Here is a 23,459-nt window from a genome sequence, read left to right as displayed (position 1 = left end):
CGCTACTCGATCCGTTCGTACACCGGCGGCTCTGGCTCCGGATCGTCGGTGAGCCTACCGACGGTGTCGCCGACGTCTCGGAGGCTCGCCGTCTGTTCCTGGCTCGCGGCGGCCAGTGACTCGGTCGCATCGGCGATCCGATCTGCGGCCGTCGAGACGTCCCCGACCGTCTCCGCGGTCACCTCGAGGCTCCGTGCTTGCTGGTCGGTCGCGGTCGCGACGTCTTCCATCCCAGCCGCCGTCGACTGCGCCGATTCGTGGATCGCCTCGAGCGAGTCGACCGTCTGACGAACGCTGTCCGTTCCGTCATCGACCCGATCGACAGTCTCCTCCGTCGCCTCGATCGTCGCGACGGCGTCCGCACGGACGCCTTCGACGGCCTCCTGGATCGAGGTCAGATCCTGTTTCGTTCGTTCGGCGAACGTTCGAACTTCGTCGGCGATCACACCCATCGTGGCGTCGCCGGCGTCCGACCGGGTCGACTCGATCTTCGCGTTCGTCGCTAACAGCCCCGTTCGTTCGGAGAGACTCTCGAGTCGGGAGACGACCTCGTCGATTTCGTCGATCCGTTCTTCGAGGCGTTCGACGGCCGTCTCGGTTTGCTCGGCCGCCTCGTCGATCGCCTCGAGGTCGTCGAGTGCATCGTCGGCCGACTCGACGCCTGCCGCGGCCAGCCGCTCGGTTCGGGCACTCTCCGAGCGTACCTCGTCGGCAGTGCTCGCGATCTCCTCGACGGCCGCACTCTGCTCTTCGAGTTCCCCCGAAACCCGGTTGACGGCCGACGCCTGGTTCGCCGCGTGACCGCTGATCGATTCGGCCCGGTTGGCGACGAGTTCGCTCGCGTCGTACAGCTCCTCGATCGGTGCCTGAACGTCCGATTCGACCTCGTACGCCAGCTGGCGACGGCGCTCGGTCGCCCGCTCGAGATCCCTGGCGTAGGAGTCGACGTACGTGTCGACTGCGATCTGGAGGTCGAGGTTAATGATTCGCAACAGCGCGAGGACGTCCATCATGCCGTCGTCGATAGCAGCCCTGATCGCCTCCTCGAACGACCTCTCCAGGGCGAGTTCGTCCTCGGAAGGCCGACCCTCGCCTCCATCACCGAATCCGAACGCGTCGATCAGGCCGTCGATCGCTCGAGTCGACTCCGATTCGGCTTCCTCACGCTCGTGTGCCCACTCTTCGGCGGCGTCGACGACCTGTCGCTGGACGCGTTCGCTGAGCCGCGTCAACAGCAACTCGTAGTAGACGCCGTACTGCCCCAAGTACTGTTTCAGCGGCATATCGAGTAGTTCGTGGAGCTTCCCGATTCTGGCCCGGTTCTTGAAATACGCCTGGTCGTACGTCCCGGTCGCGAGCGAAACGAGGTACGCGCTCTGGGTCCGTTTTAGCGCCTCCACCCCTTTGGGTGAGCGGTCGACGATTGCGTGGGCTTCCTCGTGTTCGAGGAGGTTCTCGTAGAACTCGTCGGCGATTTGATCCGCGTTCGCGTCGAGCAGTGACTCGAGATCGGCCAGCCGTCGCTCGTCGGCCTCGTCGAACCCGACGAACTCCTTTCGCCAGGCGATCTCCTCCTCGTCGAGACCGATGGACGCGACGAGTTCGTCGACGTCGACGAAGCGGTTCAACCTCCCGTTCCCAAACGACCGTTCCGGATTCATGAACGAAACGTACTCGAGCGAGGTCTTCGAAGAATCGCTTCTTCCCGCTTACTGGGAACGCCGTCTGGATCCGCCGCCAGAACGAGAGCCGTCTCTTGCGAGTTCGAGACGCGGATGAGGCGTTCGGTTCGGGCAGCTTCGAACGCCCTACCGGGTTCGTCTGTGTCAGAGGCACACGACAATCGACGTCCGTCCGAACTCGATCGATTGGGCACGCACACTCGAGTCGTTGGGTAGCGACTGTCGTGGTGCACGAAACCAATCGTCACGTACTGACCTTACCTTACCGTGTGAATGTTCGTTCAGCATGTGAACGAAGAGGCGGAGAACGAACAGTGTTTGTGGACTGTCATACCGTTCCCAATCGGCGAAATGAGCCACGACAGCTCTCGATCAGCCGGCGTTCGGACGGGTAGCCGATACAGCGGGCCCAGAAGGACTAATAGACTGTGAACGCCAGAAGGGGGTAATGGGTTACGACAGGGGGAAACAGCTGTTCTCCTCGCCACACCGCCTCGAACTGCTTCGAGCGCTCCGATCGGAGCCCGCCGACACGAAAGGACTCACGGACGAGTTGTCGGTCTCGCGCGTAACCGTCCAGCGGCACGTAAACTGTTGTTCTACCCTCGGCTGGGTTCGAAAGCGCGAGGGGCGCTACGAGCTCACGCCGGTCGGCACACACGTTTGCAAGGCCGCAACGACGTTTCTCGACCGGTTGTCGGTTCTCGAGGATCACGAAGAAGTGGTCCGGACGCTCGCGGCGGTCGACGATTCGTTCGATCCGTTGTTTCTGGCCGACGCCACGATTTCGGTCGCCGAACCGAACGACCCGCACGAGCCGATCATCCACTACCGGGACGCGATGACCGAGACGGAGACGGCGTCGGTCCGCGGGATCATGCCCGTGTTCAGCGAGTTGTTCGTCGAGATCCACCGCGAACACGTCGAAGCCGGGATCGAGACGGAGGTCATCGTCTCCAGGTCGGCATTCGAGACGGCGCCGCCACCGAGCGACGACGTCCCGGCGCCGATCTTCACCCTGTACGTCCTCGAGGAATCCCTTGAGGTCGGCTTGACGCTGACCGACGAGACCGCACTCGTCGGCGTACACGACGACAGGACGTTCGTGGCGTGTATCGAGAGCACCGATCCGGCGTTTCGGGAGTGGTGTACGGACCTCTACGAACGGTATCGCGAACGGGCGACTCGAGTGTCGTTCGAAGCGACGACGGACGCCGAGAACCGGTAGACGAACGCACTCTCGTCGAGCAGCGATCATCACCTACACCCGTCCGTGAGCCTGCACGTCGTCTCCCGCACCCTTTTACGCGTACGTACCCAACGGACGACACAATGAACGTCGTGCCGGATACGAGCGTGGTCATCGATGGCCGCGTCTCGGAGACGATCGAAGACGGGCAGTTCGAGGGAGCGACGATCTCGGTACCGGAAGCGGTCGTCGCGGAACTCGAGGCGCAGGCAAACGACGGCATCGAGACCGGCTGGGACGGCCTCGAGGAGCTAAAACGGCTCGCCGACCTCGCCGACGACGGCGTTGTCGACCTCGAGTACGTCGGTGAGCGGCCGGACGCGATCGAACGCGGACACGCCTCCGAGGGAGAGATTGACGCGCTCATCCGCGACCTCGCGGAGGATCTCGAGGCCACGTTTCTGACGAGCGATATCGTCCAAGCCGAAGTCGCGGAGGCGAAAGGACTCGACGTCCGCCACGTCTCCCCGGAGAGTCGCGACGTCGGAACGCTCGCCGTCGAGGAGTTCTTCGACGAGACGACGATGAGCGTCCACCTCAAGACTGACGCGGTACCGATGGCCAAACGCGGCGAACTCGGCGAGATGCGTTACGAGGAACTCGCCGACGAGCCCATAGACGAGGAGACGATGGACGAGTACGCCCGCGAGGTCGTCGACGGCGCAAAGGAGGCCGCCGGCGGGTTCATCGAACTCTCGGAGCCGGGGATGAAGATCGTCCAGTTCCGAGATTACCGGATCGCCATCGGCCGACCGCCCTTTTCCGACGGGATCGAGATCACCGCCGTCCGACCGATCGCCCAGACCGACCTCGAGGAGTACGACCACGCCGACGAACTCAAGGAGCGATTGCTCGAGCGCCAGCGTGGCGTCCTGATCTCCGGATCGCCGGGTGCGGGGAAGTCGACGCTGGCCCAGGCGGTCGCACGCTACCTCAACGGTCACGAGTACGCGGTCAAGACGATGGAGAAACCACGGGACCTGCAGGTCGGCCCCGAGATCACCCAGTACACCGAACTGGCTGGTGACATGGCCAAGACCGCGGACGCGCTGTTGATGGTTCGGCCGGATTACACCATCTACGACGAGGTTCGCAAGACCGACGACTTCGAGGTCTTCGCGGACATGCGGCTGGCGGGCGTCGGCATGATCGGTGTCGTCCACGCGACCCGTCCGATCGACGCGCTCCAGCGACTCATCGGCCGGGTCGAACTGGGGATGATTCCACAGGTCGTCGACACGGTCGTCTACGTCGACGCCGGGGAGATCGTGAAGGTGTACGACGTCAAGACAGAGGTGAAGGTGCCGGCTGGGCTCACCGAGGAAGACCTCGCCCGACCCGTTATCCTCGTTACCGACTTCCAGACCGGCGAACCGGAGTACGAGATCTACACGTTCAACCGCCAGGTCGTCACCGTTCCGCTCGTCGACGAGGAGAACGGTCCCGGAGCGGAGAGCGGCGTCGATCGTATCGCCAAACAGGAGATCGAACGCGAGATTCGCTCCGTCGCACGCGGCTACGTCGACGTCAAACTCAAGAGCCAGGACAAAGCCGTCGTCTACGTCGAGGAAGACGACATCTCGACGGTCATCGGCAAAGGCGGCGGCCGAATTACCGACATCGAGAACAGACTCGGAATCGACATCGACGTCAGAACCCACGACGAGAACCCCCACTACGGTTCCGGTGGCGGGGGCGGCGGAACGACCGCCGACGGCGGTGCGAGTAGCGGGGGACAGGCTGGTCAGATGGTCACCCCGGAGATCACCTCGAGACATATCGTCGTTCCCGTCGACGGCAACCACGGCGAGACCGTCGAGATTCAGGCCGGCGGCGAGTACCTCTTTACGGCGACAGTGAGCCGTGGCGGCGAGATCCAGGTCTCGCGTGGCAGTGCGATCGCGGACGAACTCGAGGCGGCGATCGATCGCAAAGAACCGATCACGGTCGTTCCGTCGTGATCGTCGCCCGGGAGTGAGCGAAGCGAACGAGCGGTTTTTTGGTGCAGATTGTTGTGCGAGGGTAAGCGACGCGAACCCGAGTGGAAACCGGTCCGCATGTGACCGATCCGGAAGAATCGAGAACGTGACTGAGACTCACACTTCGACTACTAGTTGTTTAAGGATAACCGATTTATACGAGATATTTGTTCGTATAGTGTGTGAAACACACAGTGATTGGGCAAAATGAGTGTCGATAGCGAGACGATCGTCTACCGTGGTGTCGAAGATGGGCGCAGCCGATTCGTGACCGACGGAAAGAGACTCGAGCGCGTTCGTTCTCGGATCGTCGCCGATATCCAGTCGACTGTCGAAGCGGCGAACGCGACGGGCGTCGTCGTCGCGATGAGCGGCGGGATCGACTCGACCGTCACTGCGGCGCTTGCGGTCGAAGCGCTCGGGAGCGACCGGGTGATCGGGCTGGGATTGCCGTGTCACAAGGCTGATCGCGGCCACGTCGACGACGCTCGGACGATCGCCGACGGCCTGGGCATCGAGTTCCACGAGGTCCAGTTGCGACCGCTGCTCGAGGCGTTCGAAGAGACGTTCGCGACGCAACTCGAGTCGGTCTGGGAAACCGATCGACCGAACGAACGAAACCACGCGATCGGAAACGTCATCGCCCGGATGCGGATGTGCTGTACGTACTACGTGGCGAACCGTCGGTCGATGCTCGTCCTCGGCACGGCGAACCGGTCGGAGCTGTTGCTCGGCTACGTCACGAAACACGGCGACGGCGCGGCCGACAGCTATCCGATCGGTGACCTCTACAAGACTGAGGTACGGGGGCTCGCGAAGCGTCTCGGTATTCCGAAACGGATCGTCAGTAAGGAGCCGACCGCCGGGTTCTGGATCGGCCAGACCGATGCCGACGAACTCGGGGCACCTTACGACGTCATCGACCCGTTTCTCTCCCGCATTGCAGACGACGGTCTCGAGGTCACCGACGCCGCACGTGTCCTCGGGTTCGAGCGCGAGACGGCCGACGCGATCGCGAGCCGATTCGTCGAATCAGCCCACAAGCGAGTCGGCGTCCCGACGCCGGACGCCGTGACTCGAGTCGACCCCATACGTCGGCGTTGAGGCGAGTAACGGTCGGTTCGATCGAGACTGCGTCGAGGAGTCGGCCGTGGTCGGATTCGGCTCGAAACATACTCATCGGGAGTATCGTCGCGAACCGACCGTGTCGCTGCGTGTCTGCCGATACCGTGTGTCGATCCACGGGCGGGAAATCGCTGAACTCGAGACACTCCCTATCAGCGTCCGTCGTCCTCGCTTCGGTACAGTTCGGGATTGCGCCACCAGAACAGCCCCCAGGCGACGACAAAGCCCGAGACCATCGCGAGGACGTCTTGAAGGAGACGCGAGAAGCCGAACTCGCCGATCGAGACGATCGCGAGCCCCGATCCGACGATCGCGCCGACGACGACGAAAATCACGTCGCCGACGATCCGCTCGGTTCGAAACTCCCAGTACTCCTGTCGCTCCTCGTCGTACCAGACGCCGACGTATATCAACACGAGTGCCATCGCCGCGATGACGGTGACCACGTGGTACTCCTCGGCCAACCCGGCGGGACCGAGCACGACAACGTTGAGCATGTTTGCGAGGATCGTCACCGAAAACAGTGCGACCAACATCCACCCCCAACGCGGTAACCGATCTTTCTCCATAGGTGGAGACGGTCACTGTGGCGAAATAATCCTGCCGTTCCCGGTTGTCTCTCGACTCGACGAACTGGCCGCCCTCCAGTATCGAATCGGTCGGTCAGTTACTCCGCACAGCAGGCGTCCTTTTTCGCACACTCCTCGACGCCGCTTCCGTCCGCTGCGACCGGTTCCTGGAGCCGATAGAGACTCTGTCTGGCGTCGGCAAAGTAGATATCCTCGTCGACAATCCCGATCTCTTCGAGGCGCTCGAGGGCGTATCGGACCGTCCGAGCCGAAAGCATCGACTCCTCGACGATCTGTTTCTGGGTTAGCGGGCCGTCGTACTCGAGAACCTTGAAGACGAGTTTCGCGCTCGGTGGCAAGTCTTCGATTTCCTCCCCGTCGGTCTCTCCCATATTACGAATCGAAAAGCCCCCAGCAGTATAAAAGTTGAGCCTCACTAATCTCCGGAATGGTGTTTATTCGATACGTATCTCGTAGTAAGTATCCACCAGAGGGATTCTCGAGTGGGTATTCGATTGGTTGACCAGTCAGTCAAAACCTGGGAGATTGTTTGGCTCTCGAATGCGAAAGCGCGATCGAACGACCGCCACCGAAGAGGCACCTACAGCTGTTCCCAGACGTCTTCGTCGTCGAAATTAGGCTCGTCACCGCCACCGAACTCGTCGCTGCCGTCGAACTCCGAGAGCTCGCTCACGGGTGGGACCTGATCCGGAACGACCGCCGATTTATCAGCGGCCAGATTCATTGCCGGCCAGGTCGTCTGTTCCCACACCCCTCGTTCGCTGTAGTAGTAAACGACCGATCCGTTGACGACCGCGAACAGTCCCCGCTGTCGGTCGTGGACGACGCGCTGGTTCGTGTCGATCGCCACGTCGACGACGTCCTCGAGGCTGTCGAGTCCGATGTGGTGATCGCCGACCCACATCGGGATCGAACCACGCGAGATCCACTCGGCGTATCGGCGTTCGTGGACCGCGCGTCTGGCGGCCTCGACGTCGACCGGCGTGCGCCGAACCACGAGGACACAGCCGACGAGTGAGAGCGTTCCGAGCAGCGAGAGCGCGGCGATGAGTGCTGGGCTCCGCGGCTCCGAAACCTCCTGGGTCCCGATCGTGTGCGTCGCCGAGTCGTCGTCCGAAATCGACTCCTCGAGCCAGTAGGCCTCGTCGGTGAGCACGAGCGTCGTCGAGTCCGTATGCGTGCCAGCCAGGGTGTCGGTATCGTACTCCGCCACGAGGATCACTCGAAGCGTGATCGATCCGACGGTTCCGATCTCCTCTTCGAGAGCCTGTTGACGCTCGAGATAGGACTCGACGTCGATCGTCGTCTGCGACCTCGCGATCCCATCCTCGACGTCGGGCGAGGCGTGGAGCTCCTCGCGAGTTTCGTTCCAGAACGCCTCGTCGTTGCGACTCGCCTCGAACTCGAAGAACAGTCGGTGCGTGACTTCAGCGTCGTCGATCGGTGTGTTGGCAGTTCGGTTCGCCAGTCTCGTCTCGGGAGTGATCCTCAGTTCCGGCGAGGCGTTCATCACGTACACGGGGTTGTCAGCGAGTTCGTCACCCTCCTCCCAGAGGCTGCCGCCGTCGACGACGGAGGAACTCGTTTGGACGTCGGTTACGGCCTCCTCCTCGGCGACCTGAGAGACAGTCTGGGTCTCCGGGTTGGCGACGACCCACCCCGTGGCGACGAACGCGACGATCCCAATCACGACGAGTGCGATCGCTACCGACCGCCCGTGTTTGGCGAGCAACAGGTCGAAACGCGGATTATCGATCACAGCTACCACCCCCAGGATCGCCGACTCCCCGAGTCAGGTCGCAGGTCGGATCTCGAAATCGACAGGTCGGCGAAACGATGTATGTGTTGGTGCAAGGAATCGAACAGTATAACGATACTGGTTCGGAATCTCTCTCACCGCCACTTGCGGAGCTTTCGTTCGAGTCTGGCCCTCAACGGGACGTCAGCGCCAGCGTTTCGCAGACGGAAATCGCCGGTGCCGAACAGCGCGATCATCACGACGACGGCGGCTCCGACCACGACGCCGTTGACGGCCGCGATCGCGAGAAGCGGATGGACGCCGTGGAGGAACACGAGTATCGACGGCGGGAGAACGGCGAGGTATCGATACTCACCCACGTGTCGGGTGTACTCGCCGCTCGACTCCGGCGCGGTGAGTGAGACCGTCGTCTCCGCGCTCGAGCGGACGCCGACCGTCTGCCAGCCGGGGTCGATGTCGACGCCGGCGCTCTCGGCTTCGTAGACGGTGACGACCGGGACGTACCCCGCGTTGTCGGACGTCCGCGTGAGATCGCTCGTCTCGCCGGGTGCGATCACCTGCGGATCGTCGGTCGGCGACTCGGTGCTTACGATTCCGTACTCGGTCGTTCCGGTCGGGATCACCATCGCCGCGGTCGCAAACGTCGTGAGAACGAGCAACACGAGGCCGACGGCGACCCAGAACCCGATCACGTTCTCGCGCTTGCGGCGTCTGGACGTCTCCCGGCGGCTGGGGCCGAACCCCTCAAGCAGGAAGCCAAAGCCGAGCAACGCGACGCCGACGCCGACCAGCAACGCGCCGACGCCGTCGGAGTCGGCGGCCGTCGTCAGGCCGAACACGCCGGAGACGGCGTCGATGGTCGTCGTCGCGATCGCCTGGATGCCCATGACGACCGTCCCGAGGTGGGGAATCGTGACGACCTCGCCGCCCGGCTGCCAGGCCGTCGCGACGATCTGTCCGTCCGAAACCAGCGGTTCAGGGCCGTCCTGGTCGGTAAACGGGTTCGCGTCGCCGGCGGTTACGTAGCCGTCGTCGGTCACCTCGACGACGCGGTGGGTCGTCAGCCCGCCGTCGTGGAGTTCCCTCGCGTCGTAGACGACGACATCCCCTTCGTCGACGTCGCCGGAGAGTGCGCTCGGGATCGCGACGAACCCGTCGCCGGGGGACATCGTCGGCTCCATACTTCCGGTCGCGACGTAGCCGAGCAGGATCGGCTGTCCCAGCAACTGCCCGACGAGGAGGGCAACGACGACCAGTGCGATCACGACCGTTACCCCGCGCTCGAGGACCGTTCGAGCCATCATCGCCACCCCTGGAACGCCGTCATGGTCGTATGCCGTATCGTGGGTAGTCGATGAAAGTACAGCCACATAAAGCCTGGAGAAGGAACGCTCTCGATCGGTTCGATTCGCTCACGGACCGTCGTCCCCCGACGGGGTCGGTCACTGCCATCGGCGTCTCATTCGAACCATCGCGAGCGAGAGTCCGATCGCGATCGGTGGGACGAGCGCCGCCGTCACGGACGTCGGAAGTTCTCGGTTCTCGATCGAAAGCGGCGACGGCTCCTGAACCTCGATCGATCCGGCCGGAACGTCGTCGACCGCGAGTTCGTAGGTTCCCGGCTCGTCGGGCGTCCACTCGAAGGTGACCGTTTCGGCCTCACCCGGAGCGAGCTCGAGCGATTCCGTCGCGACGAGTGTCCCGTCGGCCACGAACTCGGCCGTGTGCTCGCCCGATTCGTTGCCGACGTTCTCGTAGGTCGCGTTCACGGTCACCGTCTCCCCCGGCTCGAGCGTCGTCGGCGACGCCTCGAGGTCGGTCTGTTCGATTTCTGCGACCGGCTGATCGGCGTCCGTTTCACCGGGATCGTCGCCGACCGGGACACCGACCCCGCCGCCACCGCCGGGCGCACCCGCCTCGTCGTCTTCGTCCTCGCCGGCGGTATCGTCCTCGTAGCCGACGACGATCGTGAACGTCTCTGTTCCCTCGTGGGCGACGTTCGTGTCGATCGTAAGACCCACCGTGGCTGTTTCCCCGGGTGATGGCTCGAGTCTCGAATTCGGCGTGATCTCGGTGCCGTCGCTGTAGAAAGAGACGCCGTCGACGTCGTGGTCGATCCAGACCTGTTCGATTTCCTCAGCGTCCGGACCCACCGAGATGGAAAACACTTCGAAGATGGTCGTCGTCGCGTGATCGTACACGCTGAGGTCGAGTTTGAGTTCGCCATCCTCGATCGTCGCGTATCGGTCGTCGACCAGCTCCAGGACGACGTCGTCGGTCGGCGCGTCCTCACCGACTGTAATCGCCACTGTCGGGACTGCAAGGACGAGGAGAACACAGACGGCTGCGGCGGTGAGCAGGACTTTGGTGGGTAGCATCCGACCGTGTGTGTTGATATCCGGTTCGGACCGACTCTCCGAACGCGCTCTCGCGTGGCGAGTTCGCCGGTAGCGTTAGTTCTGTTCCTCGATTGTGATGGTCAGGGTTCCAGAGCTCGTATCCTGGTCACTTGTGTTGACGTCGACATCGATGTCTTGTGTCTCGTTTACCTCAACCGTGGATTCGGAAGGGGAGAACGTGAGGTCGGTGCCACCAGTTACCTCGAAGGTAACTTGGAAATTCTGTTCAACGTCCCCCTCGTCGTTTACAACCGTGATGAGGTCGTCGTACTCGATGGTCGAGTTCGGTGGCAATGCGTTTCCTTCGGGGCCGAAGACGATCGTTACGTCGTTTTGCATGAGGCTCACGTCGGAATCACTAGGTTCGAAATCCGAGTTGCCATAGTCGTCACCGCTGTCCGGAAACTGACTCGTCGCGTCTTCACCGTCAACGGCTACACTATCGATATCGTCGACGCCACGCAGGACGATATCTACGAACTCCGCTGCGATGTCGGAGTCCGTCACGACGTTAACCTCGAGGTCTCGACTCGCCGCCGTCTGGCTGAACGCACCCGATCCGAGTGCCGCTCCGCCGCCCGCTACGATTGTCCCCAGTCCAACGATCACATTGCGTCGATTCATTTGCATGATTTATGGTCTCCGTACAACCGCGCCGGAGTCAGTCGTCGAAACGACGAGTCCGGAACGCGGCTCTTACTCACCGTTCGGAGGGAAACCCACTTTGTATTGAGTACCGAGAAGATCCTCAGGATCGGTCGTACCCATTGAAGGGACAACGAGATACCCTTCAAGCCGGTCTTGAACCGGGGAAATCGACTGTCTCACGATTCGAGATGGTACCATCCCACACGGCTCAAACACAACGACAGCCGCGAAGGGAGTTAGCCGCTTACCCGTAGCTCTACGACAGCGCTCGAGCCGTCTTCTGCTCTTACGACCAGATCGGCGTCGTCGACGCCGAAATTATCGCCGTTTTCGTCGCGGAATCGATTGAATTCGAATTCGACGTCGGTATCGGGGGGCAAGGTCACGGATTCACCGGAGATGACGTCGACGATGCCGCCGCCGACCGAGATGATCTGATCGACGACCTGTGTCCCCTCGGCTTCCAGTATACTGTCGGAGTTGCCGGGTCCGCCTCCCACTTGCGCCGCGTTGGGATCGGTCCAGTCGACCCCGAACCCGTCGAGCGTCACCGGATCGCCACCTTCGTTGATCAGGCTGAACTCGTATTTCCCGCTGTTCCCTGCTCGGTCGACACTCCCGACGACTTCCCTGATGGCCGCGACCTGCGGGACGTCGAACGAGCGCTCGAGTTCGATACTCCCCACGGCGGTACCGTCACTCGAGAGATCGACGGAGATCGTGGCGGGACCGTCCTCGCCGTCGAGTTCTACCTCCCTCGATTCGCCATGCGCGAGATCGAACGACGCGGGCTCCTCGAAGTTCCCGTTTCCGTCGACGTCGAACTCGAGTGCGTCGCTCTCGAGGGTGACGGCCATCGACAGATTCTCGGTGTTGTTGGTGAACGTCGGCGGGTACTCGCTGCGATCGATTCCGAGTAAGGCGTTCGGGTCGGTGGCAGCGCTGACGGCGACGCCGCGGGAAGCGGTGACCGAGTGAAACGCACCAGTCTGGAGCAGGGCTCCCGCACCGACGAAGGTCGCCCCGATACCCAGGAACACCCGTCTATTCATGAGCAATGTTGGTCTCGTACATTCATAAGTATTCTGATATTGAAAGTATAGAGATGGAACCGATCGATTTACCCGTATAAATCGTCGGTCCTCACCGGATCATTGCTGCAAACTTACAGTAGCAAATCGATATCGGCTCAGTTTCCGCTTTCGGTCTCGGCGACGATCTCGATCGTTGGATCGAAGCTGGCGTCGAGATCTCCATCGTCGTATGCGTTTGGCAGGGGATCAGGTAACTGGTCCTCGCGAAGCTCGATCTCGAGGCCGAACGTCGTGATTTCCGTTTCGTCGAGTGGCGTGTCTCCGTCGAAATCCTCAACCAGCGAGAGCAGTTCCTCTTCGCCGTTGTCGCCCTGGATCGTCACCGTGATCGTCTCGACCGTGTTCGTCCCCTGATTTTCGATCTGGACCAGTTCGTCGAACGTCGTCAGCGCGTTCTGATTGATGCCGTCACCATCATTTCCGCCGATGTCGATCTCGAGGGTCCCGTTCTCGGTGACGTAGTCCTCTGCTCCGGGTGCAGCAGTCAGTGCGAGAAACGCGCTCGCGTCACCCGCAGTTTCGACACTCACCGTTCGCTCGGCCGTCACGGTGCTAAATGCGCCCGTTCCGAGCGCTGCGCCGCCGCCGGCGACGATGGTTCCGAGTCCGATCAACACGTTGCGTCTGTTCATTCTCATTGGTAGTGTCCTCGTACGACCGCGCTGGCAACCGTAGTTCGACGTTACCCGGCGCGGTTCTTACTCGAGTGGAGGAACGCCACCCACTTTGTATTGAGCAGCCAGAACGGGCGCAAGATCGGCGATACGATCGTTCAAGGTGGGTTTGAACCGGTGGTTGGGTCGATTCACGGAGCGAGAACACCTGCGATGCGCCCCCGAAACCGGCTGTTCTGCAGTTCCGACTCGAGTCGCGTCGGGGGGTCGTTCTTCCCACCCGACTTCTGACAGACATATAATAATATGCCGGCTGGCCGATGAGCTTATCTGTCGGCGACGGTTACATTCGGAATGAAACACGTATCTCAGTTCGTATGGGGGAACGCTCGAATCGGGGGCAAATCTTCGACCTGTTGAGTAATCACCGACGGCGGTACGCCATCCACTACTGCAAGCGCGAGGGCGAGGCCGTCGAACTCGGCGACCTCGCGGAACACGTCGCCGCCTGGGAACTCGACAAGGAGGTCGAAGAGTTGACCTCCGCGGAGCGAAAGCGGGTGTACACGTCGCTCCAGCAGACGCACCTGCCGACGCTCGCCGAAGCCGAGATGGTCGAGTTCGACGATCGAACGATCGAACTCACCGAGAAGGCCGACGAACTCGACGTCTACCTCGACGTCGTCCCCGGCGACTCGATTCCGTGGGGGACGTACTACCTCGGGCTCGCCGTCCTGGCTTCGGCCGTGATGGCGGGACTGTGGCTCGAGGTCGTCCCGACGGAGACGATCCCCGAACTCGGCTGGGCGACCGCCGTCGTCGGGCTGTTCGTCGCCTCGGCGATCGTTCACGCCGTCCAAAGCCGACGGATGCGACTCGGCGAAATGGAGCGACCACCGTAACATGAACACGATCGCCAAATTTGCTCTCTTGGTAATTGTCGTCGGTATCGTCGTGAGCACAGGCCCGATATTCGCGTTCGACGCGCTGTCCGCCGATCGCGGTGTCGACCTCTCGGCGGCAGAGACGAGCGACGCATACCTCTCCGTCGAAGGAATACAGACCGTCGTCGACGACCAGAACGAACCCGAAGAAGTGGTTCGCATATCCAACAACTTCGACGACGACCTCGATCTCGACCTCGAGGTCACGATCCAGGGAGAGGGACTCGAAGAAGCGTCACCGTTCGACGGGAGCGTCTCGGCCGGGGAGAGTACGACCTACGCAGTCACGTGCGAGCCAGGAACTGGCGGGGGACAGACGGACGTCGCGGTGACGATCCACTCTGCGACCGGCGATCGGATAACCGTCGAGGGCGTCTCGGAGACGATCACGGTCGAGCGAGACTGCCCCGGTCCGGGTGGACCAGGCGAGGGCTTCGATTGGATCTACGCGAGCGATGTCTCCGGCTCCGTTTCAGCAAGCGAGGAACGACAAGAGTTCCGCTTCACGCTTTCGGAAACGCGTGACCCGTGGGAACAGATCGAGATCGATCTGAGCGATCCGCGAGGCGACGGAGTCAACTACGACGGAACGTTCCGGAATGGCGACGTTCAAATAGAGAGTGGAAGTGGCAACGTATGGACCGACGACAATGAAGATACGATCACCTACGAGATTGCTCCTCAGGACGATCACGACGACGAGATCGTCATCAGCGTCGGTAGTTACTCGACTGACAGCTTAGGCGGACCATACGATGTCGAATTCACTCGAATCGAGACTGGTGACACGGGCACGACACAGTTCGTAATCGATGGCGACGACGGCGACGACGGTGATGGTAACGACGACGTCGTCGTCGAAAGCGGATCGACCCACAACGAGCCAATCGAGACGGACGGCAACGTCGTGGTCGAATCCGATGCGACCGTCAACAACGGGATCGACGCCGGTGGTGACGTAACTGCTGAGGACGGATCGATCGTTCACGGCACTCTCGAGGCCGACGGCATCGTCACGATCGGAAGTGGCGTGCCTATCAGTGACGGAATTATATCTGGTGACGACGTGGTGATCGGTGATGGAACGGAAGTAAGCGACAACATCGTTTCCGGTGGATCCGTCACGATCGGCGAGGGATCTCTCGTCAACGACAACATCGATGCGGACGGTGACGTGTACATCCAAGATGACGCCATCGTCCACGGCGACGTCACCAGTGGTGGCGATGTCGTGATCGGTGAGAATGTGACGATCAACGGAGAGATAACTGAGGGATAACCTTCGCCGATGTTTTCGGCGTGCGCACATGTAGCCAATCCGGACCACGTTACCGAGTGAAAAATAACCAGTCGGATCGGGAGTCGGTGCAGACAGAACGAGGTCGTGCTTCTCGAACCCGAACCCCTTTTCACCACCGACCACAGAGTCTCCTCTATGTCGACCGAATCGATCAGCGATCGGCGCGAGCACATCCGCTCGATCAGCGTGACCGCGCTGTCGGCGCTGCTCGGCGTCGGGGCAGCACTCGGCTCTGCTGCCCTCACCGGCGATCTTGCGCCGGCGGAGGCGGCGACCGACACGCGGGCGTTGATGCTCGTCGTCGGCGCGATCCTCGTCCAGTTCGTGCTCTTCGACTTTACGAGCATCTACGGCGACGACGAGTTCGGGATCAAACACTACCTGTTCATCACGTTCATGACGTTCTCGTTCTGGTTCGTGGTGTGGGGGATCTTACTCACCGCGGAGGCCGCCGTCTAACGATGGCTGACGACAGTATCGCCGTCGTGGATCTGGACCGGTGCCAGCCCGACCGGTGTAGCTACGAGTGTAAGAACTACTGTCCACCCAACCGGACCGGCAAGGAGTGTATCACCCTCCGGGGCGAGGACGCCGACGAGGGTCAACCCGAACAGATCCACATCTCCGAGGAGATCTGTCTCGGCGAAACCTGTGGGATCTGCGTCGAGAAGTGCCCCTTCGACGCCATCGAGATCATCAACCTGCCCAAGGAACTCCAGGACGACCCAGCCCACCGCTACGGCGAGAACGCTTTCTCGCTGTACGGCCTGCCCGCCCCACAGGAAGGACAGGTGACGGGTATCCTCGGACCGAACGGCATCGGGAAAACGACCGCCGTCCACATCCTCGCCGGCGAACTCGAGCCAAACCTCGGCCGCCACGACGAGGACGTCGACTGGGACGACGTACTCGAGGCCTACCGCGGCACGGAACTCCAGGACTACATCGCGGACGTTCGCGACGGCGAGGTAACCGTCGCCCGCAAGCCCCAGTACGTCGACCAGATCCCCAACAGCTTCGACGGCAACACGCGAGAACTGCTCGAGCAAACGGACGAACGGGACGCCTTGGACCACCTCGTCGAACGGCTCTCGATCGGCCCCGTCATGGAGCAGTCGATCGACGACCTCTCCGGCGGCGAACTCCAGCGCGTGGCCATCGCCGCCACGCTGGCTCGAGACACCGACTTCTACTTCTTAGACGAAGTGACGCCGTATCTCGACATCGGCCAGCGCGTCACCGCGGCGCGGCTCATCCGCGAACTCGCCGAGGAGGAGGACCGATCGATGCTCGTCGTCGAACACGACCTCGCAATCCTGGACCTGCTCGCCGATACCCTCCACGTCGCCTACGGTGAACCGGGCGCCTACGGTGTCGTCACGTCGCCGAAGTCCGTACGGAACGGGATCAACGAGTATCTGGCAGGCTACCTCGACAACGAGAACATGCGGATCCGCCCCGATCCAATCGAGTTCGAAGAACACGCCCCCCGAACAGACACGCACGGCGACGTGCTCGTCGACTACCCCGACCTCGAAAAGAGCTACGGCGACGGTGAGTTCAGCCTCGAGATCGAGGGCGGTCAGATCCGTGAGAACGAGGTGCTGGGGATCGTCGGGCCGAACGGGATCGGGAAGTCCACCTTCGCCAAACTGCTGACCGGCAATCTCGAGCCCGACGAGGGAGATGCGGATCTCAATCTGGACATCTCGTACAAACCGCAGTACGTGACGATCGACCAGCACATGCGGGTCGACGCCTTCCTCTCCTCGATCACGGACCAGTTCGGCTCCTCGTACTGGAACACCGAGATCGCCCAGCCTCTGCAGTTAGAGCGGATCATGGAGCAGAACCTCTCGGATCTCTCCGGTGGTGAGCGCCAGCGCGTCGCCATCGCTGCGTGTCTCTCCGATTCGGCGGATCTGTACCTGCTCGACGAGCCCTCGGCCCACCTCGACGTCGAACAGCGCGTTCAGGCGACCAGCGCGATTCGGCGCTACGCCGAACAGCAGGACGCGACCGTCATGGTCATCGACCACGACATCTACATGATCGACCTGCTCGCCGACCGACTGATGGTCTTCGACGGCGAACCCGCCGTCCACGGCCGGGCTGGCACACCACAGTCGATGCGCGACGGTATGAACGAGTTCCTCGCGAACCTCGAGGTGACGTTCCGCCGGGACGAACGTACCTCCCGACCGCGGATCAACAAACCCGACTCGCAACTCGATAAACAGCAAAAAAGCGAGGGCGAGTACTACTACGCGCCGTGAAATACCCCAAACTCTACTCCTCCGACGCATACGCGTCCTGAACGCTCCATTCTCGATCCCCACCACGGAATTTCGTCGGTCTCGAGCAATCGTCGTGGCCACCGAACGAGTCCGTACTGGTCGCCGACGTGACCTCGAGAACGACCGCACAACCAACTGTTAGCGCCTGCTTCCCGCGACGAACGAAAAGCCGATCAGCGCGAGCACGAGTGACAGGAACACCGCGGCGACGATCGGGACCGAAAGCGCGATGCCGCCCGTCGTCGCGACGCCGGCCGCCGCGATCAGCGGACTCGAGAGGACCAACAGCATACCGAACCCGCGCGTGATCTCGCGTCCCCCATCGTCGTCCTCGAGCGTTCGCCGCTCGAGTGGATCGACCAGTCGCCACTCGGGGCTTCGACGTTCCGCCAGGTGAAACCGGCCACCGAGCGACGATAGCAACACCTCGCCGACGGCGTGGACGGTCGTCGTCTTCCAGTCGTGGCCGTCGGCGACGTCATCCTCGAGGTCGATCCGCTTCAGGGGAATCCGCTCGCCGACGACGTGGCTGATCGAGGTCGCGTCGTAGCCGACGTCCTCGACGATTCGGGCGAGTAGGAACTCCGTCGACCACGGGATCGGCTTCTCGAGGAGGAACTCGACGCGCTCTCCGTGGGGGAGGGTTACCTCGAGGCGAACCCGCGTCTCGTCGACCGACTCGAGAGCGCTGACTCTGCCCTCGACGTATCCGTCGGGCGTCGTCTCGAGGTCGATCCGTCCCAGTTCCTCCTCGAGTTCCCGGGTGGGCGAGTCGAAGCCGTCGGCGTGGGCGTATCCGTCACGGTCGTCGCTCCCGGCGCGTTCGCCGTTTCCGCGGTACTCGTCGTTGCTGGCGTACTCGTGGGACGGCTCGCTCTCTCCACCGTGTCCGTCGGATGCGGCGCGCTCGACGTACTCGTCGCGTTCGATCTCGATTTCGATCTCGTCGTCGGTATCAGTCATGATTCGCCGTTCGGGTCGGTCCGTCGACGTTCTCGACCGACCCCTCCGGTTAGCCGCCGGTAGGCGTCGCTCACAGTAAGGTGTTGTTCTTCCGACAGCGTGACGGTCACGACGAGCGACCGATCCGTTGCCGGCCCCAGACGGACGGGAACAGCGCGAACAGCGGCGAACGATTCGTCACTGTTCCCTTCGCACGACCGATCCCGAGATCGACCTCAAGAGTGCGGACGCTATCACTATCGCCTCCGACGTGTGCTCGATCGTGAACCGTTACGACGTGCGAGTCGTCGCGTTCGGCACGAACGTCCGCACTGCCACCGCGACCCGGCCCGGCTCCGATTCGATCGCGACGTGACCGACACCCTCGAGTTCCACGAGTCGACTCTCCGGTAGCCGCTCGTGTAGCTCGAACGCGCCGTCCCGGAGGTGGTCAGGTCCGCGTTCGCCCGTTAGGAGTAGTGTCGGGACGTCGACGTCGGGGTCGGCCGGAAGGTCGTATGCCTCGACGGCGCGGCTCTCCCGGATGACGGTCTCGACGAGATCGACGTTTGCCTCCTCGGGCCACCAGGGTAACCGCTCGACGTCCGAAACGTCGCCGGCCTCCTCGACGAACAGCCGCATGGCTTCGAGTCGCTCGCCGGCGTCGAGCCGGTCTTGCATCCGTGTGGCGAGGTCGTCATCCCGGTGCTCGCCGACGAGTACCGCGGGCTCGTAGAGTACCAGCCGGTCGAGTGTGAGGTCGGACGCGCCCGCCAGCGCGACTAACCCACCGAAGGAGTGGCCGAACACCGTCGGATCGCCGTCGACGGCCTCGACGAGCGCCTCGAGGTCAGCCACCTCCCGCTCGAGTCCGTAGGTCTCACCGTCGCTGCTGTCCCCGCGACCCCGCCGATCGGGGACGACGAGGGTGAAATCGTCGGCGAGGGCAGGACAAAGCGTTTCCCAACTCCGTCGGGTCCCCGACCCTCCGTGGAGGAGAATCAGCGGCGGTCCGTTTCCGTGTCGTTCGTAGGCGATTTCGGTCCCGTCAGCTGACGTGATTGTTTGCATCGGTATATATAGATAGGAACAATCACGAAATTAAAGCAGTTCCTTCTTCGACGACCGGAGCGTATCCGCGGTGGATCGACGAGCGGACTGATACACTCGAGTCTGGACTCATCTAATCAACCGCTGACAGCTCCCACAGAGGTTCTCCTCTTTGATGTCGACTCCGCGAACAGTCGGCGAGAAGTTCATCACGCAGCGGTTGTTGTCGCAGTGTTCGAGCCCGAACGTGTGACCGATCTCGTGGACGATCTCTTTGCGCACCCGGTTTTCGAAGATCTCGCTCGCGCTCTTGTTCGAGAAGCCGCCGTCGCTCGAGGTCTGGAGCCGGTAGGTCGAGACGACGCTGCCGCTGCCGTCGAGATAGGCGAGTCCGAAAACGTAGTTTCGACGCCGATAGAAGAGATCGTGGGGCGTTATCGCGATGTTTTTCTCCCCGCTTCCGACGCGTTCGGCGAGTTGAATGAACGTCTCGGCTGAGTACTGATTTCGACTGGAGTTGTACGCGCCGTTGGGGACCGGCTGCGACTCGTTGACCGTGACGTCGCAGTCGTACACTGATCGCAGTGCCGAGGACGCCGCCCGCTTGACCTCCGCGGAGACGTTGCCGACCGGCACGATGTCGACGAGCATGGCAACAGCTATGCGTGCGGACGCTATAAACGTCCCGCCGTGTGCGACTCTCGCCGCCGGTTCGAATCGATGATCGAGTCCCTTCGCGAGTACGACCGCCTCGTCGAGGTGGGGATCGGTCGGCGAACCGATCTGGCGGCCGCGCTCGTAAACGACGGCGTTTCCGTGACCGCGACGGACGTCTACCGTCGTGAGGTTCCCGAGGGCGTCCGGTTCGTTCGCGACGATATCGTCGATCCCGACCCGTCGGTCTACGCGGACGCCGAGGCGATCTACGCGCGGAACCTACCGCCCGAGTTGCATCGACCGGCGCTCGAGGTCGCCCGCGACGCCAACGCGGCGCTTCTGTTCACGACGCTCGGGGGCGACCAGCCTGCGATACCGGTCGAACGGAAGACGGTCCGTGAGGGGACGCTGTACGTCTCCCGAGTCGAGGGTCGATATTTCACCGGTTGACGTGATCGACGGCAATCCGGCCGCCTTTATTCTCCCCGCTCCCTCTACTCGAGTATGAACGCAGATGCCGTCGTCCTCGATATCGACGGAGTGCTCGTCGACGTCGCCGACTCCTACCGGCGGGCGATCCTCGAGTCGATCGAGTGCGTCCACGACCGGACGATCCGCCGCGAAGACATCCAGCAGTTCAAGGACGCGGGCGGGTTCAACAACGATTGGGAACTCACGTACGCCGCGGCCCTGTACGTGCTCGCGACGGGCGAGGGGTATCGTGACTCGATCGAGGCGTTCACCGACGGAATCGCCGTCGAGGGCGGCGGGCTCGAGGCGGCCGAAACCGTCGTCCGGGACGCGATTGGTGCGCGGGCGACCCGCCGCGTCGAGGACCGCTGGAACCCCGATCGACTACGGGACGTCTTCCAGCAACTCTACCTCGGCGCGGAGCTCTACCGCGGGCTCGAGGGCGGCGAACCCGATCTCGAGACGCGCGGGTTCATCCACGACGAGCCGGTGATCCTCGAGGCCGACGCCCGCGATCGACTGCTCGAGGGGTACGACGTCGGCGTTCTGACCGGCCGGCCGGAAGCCGAAGCCGAGATCGCGCTCGATCGGGTCGGGCTCGACGACGCCGTCCCCGCCGAACACCGGTTCACGATGGACGACTGGGAGGAGGGCAAACCCCATCCGCGGGCGCTGACGACCCTGGCGGAGCGCTTCGACGCCGAAACCGTCGTCTTCGTCGGCGACACCTTGGACGACGTTCGGACGGCGACCAACGCGGCCGAGGTGGACCCCGACCGGACGTACCACGGCGTCGGCGTCCTGACCGGCGGGCTCACCGGCGATGCAGGGCGACGCAAGTTCGACGACGAGGGAGCGACGGCCGTCCTCGCATCGATCAACGAGTTGCCCGACCGTCTCGTGAGGAACTGACGACACCGCCCGGCCGTTTTTTGCATGTCGCCCCCGTAGTACGTTCCCGTTCCGATGTCAGAGTTCACCCGCCGCGACGACCTCCCCGGTGAACCGACCTCGCCGTGGCTAGCAGACACGCTCGAGTCAGGCGAACCGAGCGAACGCGAACCCGACAAACGCAGAGGGGACGATTCCCGGGACGCGGCACTCCTCGAGAGCGACCGTCCGATCGACGTCGCCGTCGTTGGCGGGGGGGTCGCCGGCCTCTCGACGGCAATCGAACTCCGCGAGCGCGGGCAGACGGTGGTCGTTCTCGAACGCGATCGAATCGCGACGGGCGTCACCGGCAAATCGACGGCGAAGCTGACCAGTCAGCACGGGTTGATCTACGATCACCTCCGCCGGGAGTTCGGACGCCGCCAGGCCAGTCGGTACGCGAGGATTCAGGAGGCAGCCATCGATACCGTCGAACAGCGGATCGACGACCTCGAGATCGACTGTGGGTTCGAACGTCACCCCGCCTACCTCTACAGCAACGAACCGGACGAGATGGAACGCGAGGCCGAGGCCGCTCGCGCGGCGGGCCTCTCCGCGACGTACGTGACGTCGGTTCCGCCGTTCGAGCGCGCCCAGGCCGGCGTCCGCTTCGACGACCAGGCGTGGTTTCACCCCCGGAAGTACCTCCTCGCGGTCGCCGACGAACTCGAGGCCGACGATGGCGCGGTGGTTCTCGAAGGGACTCGCGTAACCGACGTAACGCCGGGGTCGCCGCCCAGCGTCCGCCTCGAGTACGAGTCAGAACGCGAACGTGGGTCAACACGGGAGAGCGAGTCGGCACGGTCGACGCGCCTCTCGGCGCGACGCGTCGTCCTCGCGACTGGCTTCCCGATTCTCGATCGAGCGGGATACTTCGCTCGGATGCATCCCCAGCGTTCGTACGTACTGGGACTACGCCTCGACGGACGGCCGCCGGAGGGGATGTACTATCGGGCGGGTGAGAACTACCGCTCCGTCCGAACGCATCGAGACGACGACGGCGAACTCCTGCTGGTCGGCGGCGAAAATCACAAGACTGGACAGGGCGGCTCGACGATCGAACGCTACCGTCGGCTTCTCCGGTGGGCGCGCGAGCGATTTCCCGTCGAGTCGGTCGCATACCGGTGGTCGACCCAGGACTACGAGTCAGCAGATCGGGTCCCGCTGGTCGGCCGCGCCGCCCCGGCGACCGAGAACGTGTTCGTCGCGACCGGCTTTCGTGGCTGGGGGATGACCAACGGCGTCGCCGCCGGACGTCTGCTGGCGGACCTCCTTACGGGTGACTCACCGCCGGAACGCGACCTGTTCGATCCGCTGCGTTTCACCCCCACGGCCTCTCTGGGCACGACGCTCACCGAGAACGCAGACGCCGCAAGCGAGTTCGCGACCGATTGGCTCCAGACGCTGCTCGCATCCGACCGATCCGTACTCGAGTCGGGCGAGGGAACGATCGTTCGCCGCGGTGGGAAGCCGATCGCCTGCGCCCGTGACGCCGACGGCGATCTCCACGCGACGTCGGCCGTCTGCACTCACATGTACTGTTTGCTCGAGTGGAACGACGCGGAGTGTAGCTGGGACTGTCCGTGTCACGGCTCGCGGTTCAATCCCGACGGAGCGGTGCTCGAGGGACCGGCGACGGAGGATCTTCCCTCGAGAGAGCCGCCAATGGAGTAACCGGACAATGCTGGTGTCCCGACCGTACCCCACCGACACCTATTTGTTTACATGA

General features: G+C 62.9%; 22 protein-coding genes. 10 read left to right on the top strand and 12 right to left on the bottom strand.

What is annotated here, in order from left to right; genetic code table 11:
• Window positions 1–2 precede the first annotated feature (2 nt).
• Complete coding sequence (locus GRS80_RS11480) at window positions 3–1,661, bottom strand: globin-coupled sensor protein (RefSeq protein ID WP_160047662.1); 1,659 nt, start codon at window positions 1,659–1,661, stop codon at window positions 3–5.
• Window positions 1,662–2,130: 469 nt separating this feature from the next.
• Here GRS80_RS11480 and GRS80_RS11475 point away from each other — a divergent pair, with 469 nt between their 5' ends.
• The 3 genes from GRS80_RS11475 to GRS80_RS11465 all read left to right on the top strand — a co-directional run bounded on the left by GRS80_RS11475 (window position 2,131) and on the right by GRS80_RS11465 (window position 6,014).
• Window positions 2,131–2,910 carry a hypothetical protein gene (locus GRS80_RS11475; RefSeq protein WP_160047661.1) on the top strand — a complete coding sequence of 260 codons (780 nt, stop codon included), beginning with the start codon at window positions 2,131–2,133 and terminating at the stop codon, window positions 2,908–2,910.
• A 104-nt stretch (window positions 2,911–3,014) separates the two neighbouring features.
• The gene (locus GRS80_RS11470; protein WP_160047660.1) at window positions 3,015–4,892 is read left to right on the top strand and encodes a PINc/VapC family ATPase; all 1,878 of its coding nucleotides are present in this window, start codon (window positions 3,015–3,017) and stop codon (window positions 4,890–4,892) included.
• Between the two features lie 225 nt (window positions 4,893–5,117).
• Complete coding sequence (locus tag GRS80_RS11465; protein ID WP_160047659.1) at window positions 5,118–6,014, top strand: NAD+ synthase; 897 nt, start codon at window positions 5,118–5,120, stop codon at window positions 6,012–6,014.
• A gap of 173 nt (window positions 6,015–6,187) precedes the next feature.
• Here GRS80_RS11465 and GRS80_RS11460 read toward each other — a convergent pair whose 3' ends face one another.
• The 8 genes from GRS80_RS11460 to GRS80_RS11425 all read right to left on the bottom strand — a co-directional run bounded on the left by GRS80_RS11460 (window position 6,188) and on the right by GRS80_RS11425 (window position 13,163).
• On the bottom strand, window positions 6,188–6,604 hold the full coding sequence (locus GRS80_RS11460) for a hypothetical protein (protein ID WP_160047658.1): 417 nt from the start codon (window positions 6,602–6,604) through the stop codon (window positions 6,188–6,190).
• Window positions 6,605–6,702: 98 nt separating this feature from the next.
• Window positions 6,703–6,996 (bottom strand): helix-turn-helix domain-containing protein, encoded by a 294-nt coding sequence (locus GRS80_RS11455; RefSeq protein WP_149081501.1) that lies wholly within the window; start codon window positions 6,994–6,996, stop codon window positions 6,703–6,705.
• A gap of 209 nt (window positions 6,997–7,205) precedes the next feature.
• Entirely contained in the window at window positions 7,206–8,384 is a 1,179-nt protein-coding gene (locus GRS80_RS11450; RefSeq protein WP_343161543.1) for a DUF5305 domain-containing protein, read from the bottom strand.
• A gap of 134 nt (window positions 8,385–8,518) precedes the next feature.
• Complete coding sequence (locus GRS80_RS11445) at window positions 8,519–9,688, bottom strand: signal peptidase I (RefSeq protein ID WP_160047657.1); 1,170 nt, start codon at window positions 9,686–9,688, stop codon at window positions 8,519–8,521.
• 138 nt (window positions 9,689–9,826) lie between these two features.
• Window positions 9,827–10,762 (bottom strand): CARDB domain-containing protein, encoded by a 936-nt coding sequence (locus tag GRS80_RS11440; RefSeq protein WP_160047656.1) that lies wholly within the window; start codon window positions 10,760–10,762, stop codon window positions 9,827–9,829.
• A gap of 75 nt (window positions 10,763–10,837) precedes the next feature.
• Window positions 10,838–11,413 (bottom strand): hypothetical protein, encoded by a 576-nt coding sequence (locus GRS80_RS11435; RefSeq protein WP_160047655.1) that lies wholly within the window; start codon window positions 11,411–11,413, stop codon window positions 10,838–10,840.
• Between the two features lie 254 nt (window positions 11,414–11,667).
• Complete coding sequence (locus GRS80_RS11430; protein WP_160047654.1) at window positions 11,668–12,483, bottom strand: hypothetical protein; 816 nt, start codon at window positions 12,481–12,483, stop codon at window positions 11,668–11,670.
• Window positions 12,484–12,620: 137 nt separating this feature from the next.
• A complete protein-coding gene (locus GRS80_RS11425) occupies window positions 12,621–13,163 on the bottom strand; it encodes a hypothetical protein (RefSeq protein ID WP_160047653.1) in 543 nt (180 codons plus the stop codon).
• A 353-nt stretch (window positions 13,164–13,516) separates the two neighbouring features.
• On the opposite strand from GRS80_RS11425, the gene GRS80_RS11420 reads away from it, so the two are divergent.
• From GRS80_RS11420 to GRS80_RS11405, 4 genes are all read left to right on the top strand, one after another.
• Window positions 13,517–14,041, top strand: a complete 525-nt coding sequence (locus tag GRS80_RS11420) for a hypothetical protein (protein WP_160047652.1) — start codon at window positions 13,517–13,519, stop codon at window positions 14,039–14,041.
• 52 nt (window positions 14,042–14,093) lie between these two features.
• On the top strand, window positions 14,094–15,362 hold the full coding sequence (locus GRS80_RS11415; RefSeq protein ID WP_160047651.1) for a hypothetical protein: 1,269 nt from the start codon (window positions 14,094–14,096) through the stop codon (window positions 15,360–15,362).
• 156 nt (window positions 15,363–15,518) lie between these two features.
• The gene (locus GRS80_RS11410; protein ID WP_149081495.1) at window positions 15,519–15,842 is read left to right on the top strand and encodes a hypothetical protein; all 324 of its coding nucleotides are present in this window, start codon (window positions 15,519–15,521) and stop codon (window positions 15,840–15,842) included.
• A 2-nt stretch (window positions 15,843–15,844) separates the two neighbouring features.
• A complete protein-coding gene (locus GRS80_RS11405; protein WP_160047650.1) occupies window positions 15,845–17,659 on the top strand; it encodes a ribosome biogenesis/translation initiation ATPase RLI in 1,815 nt (604 codons plus the stop codon).
• Between the two features lie 159 nt (window positions 17,660–17,818).
• Here the strand turns inward: GRS80_RS11405 and GRS80_RS11400 are convergent, their stop codons facing one another.
• The 3 genes from GRS80_RS11400 to GRS80_RS11390 all read right to left on the bottom strand — a co-directional run bounded on the left by GRS80_RS11400 (window position 17,819) and on the right by GRS80_RS11390 (window position 20,323).
• Window positions 17,819–18,643, bottom strand: coding sequence for a hypothetical protein (locus GRS80_RS11400; RefSeq protein WP_160047649.1), 825 nt, complete (start codon window positions 18,641–18,643; stop codon window positions 17,819–17,821).
• Between the two features lie 270 nt (window positions 18,644–18,913).
• Window positions 18,914–19,693, bottom strand: coding sequence for an alpha/beta hydrolase (locus GRS80_RS11395; RefSeq protein ID WP_160047648.1), 780 nt, complete (start codon window positions 19,691–19,693; stop codon window positions 18,914–18,916).
• 108 nt (window positions 19,694–19,801) lie between these two features.
• Complete coding sequence (locus tag GRS80_RS11390; RefSeq protein ID WP_160047647.1) at window positions 19,802–20,323, bottom strand: archaemetzincin family Zn-dependent metalloprotease; 522 nt, start codon at window positions 20,321–20,323, stop codon at window positions 19,802–19,804.
• Window positions 20,324–20,362: 39 nt separating this feature from the next.
• Between GRS80_RS11390 and GRS80_RS11385 the strand changes: the two genes are divergently transcribed.
• Genes GRS80_RS11385 through GRS80_RS11375 form a run of 3 tightly spaced genes read left to right on the top strand, consistent with a single transcriptional unit; the run spans window position 20,363 to window position 23,404 of the window.
• Window positions 20,363–20,779, top strand: coding sequence for a UPF0146 family protein (locus GRS80_RS11385; protein WP_274381029.1), 417 nt, complete (start codon window positions 20,363–20,365; stop codon window positions 20,777–20,779).
• Between the two features lie 54 nt (window positions 20,780–20,833).
• Window positions 20,834–21,712: a TIGR01548 family HAD-type hydrolase gene (locus GRS80_RS11380; RefSeq protein ID WP_160047646.1), complete on the top strand. Its 879-nt coding sequence runs from the start codon at window positions 20,834–20,836 to the stop codon at window positions 21,710–21,712.
• A 54-nt stretch (window positions 21,713–21,766) separates the two neighbouring features.
• On the top strand, window positions 21,767–23,404 hold the full coding sequence (locus GRS80_RS11375; protein WP_160047645.1) for an FAD-dependent oxidoreductase: 1,638 nt from the start codon (window positions 21,767–21,769) through the stop codon (window positions 23,402–23,404).
• The last annotated feature ends 55 nt before the right edge of the window (window positions 23,405–23,459 follow it).

The organism is Natrialba sp. INN-245 (assembly GCF_009807105.1).
Classification (GTDB): Archaea; Halobacteriota; Halobacteria; order Halobacteriales; family Natrialbaceae; genus Natrarchaeobius; species Natrarchaeobius swarupiae.
This window is presented reverse-complemented; position numbering and strand designations above follow the sequence as displayed.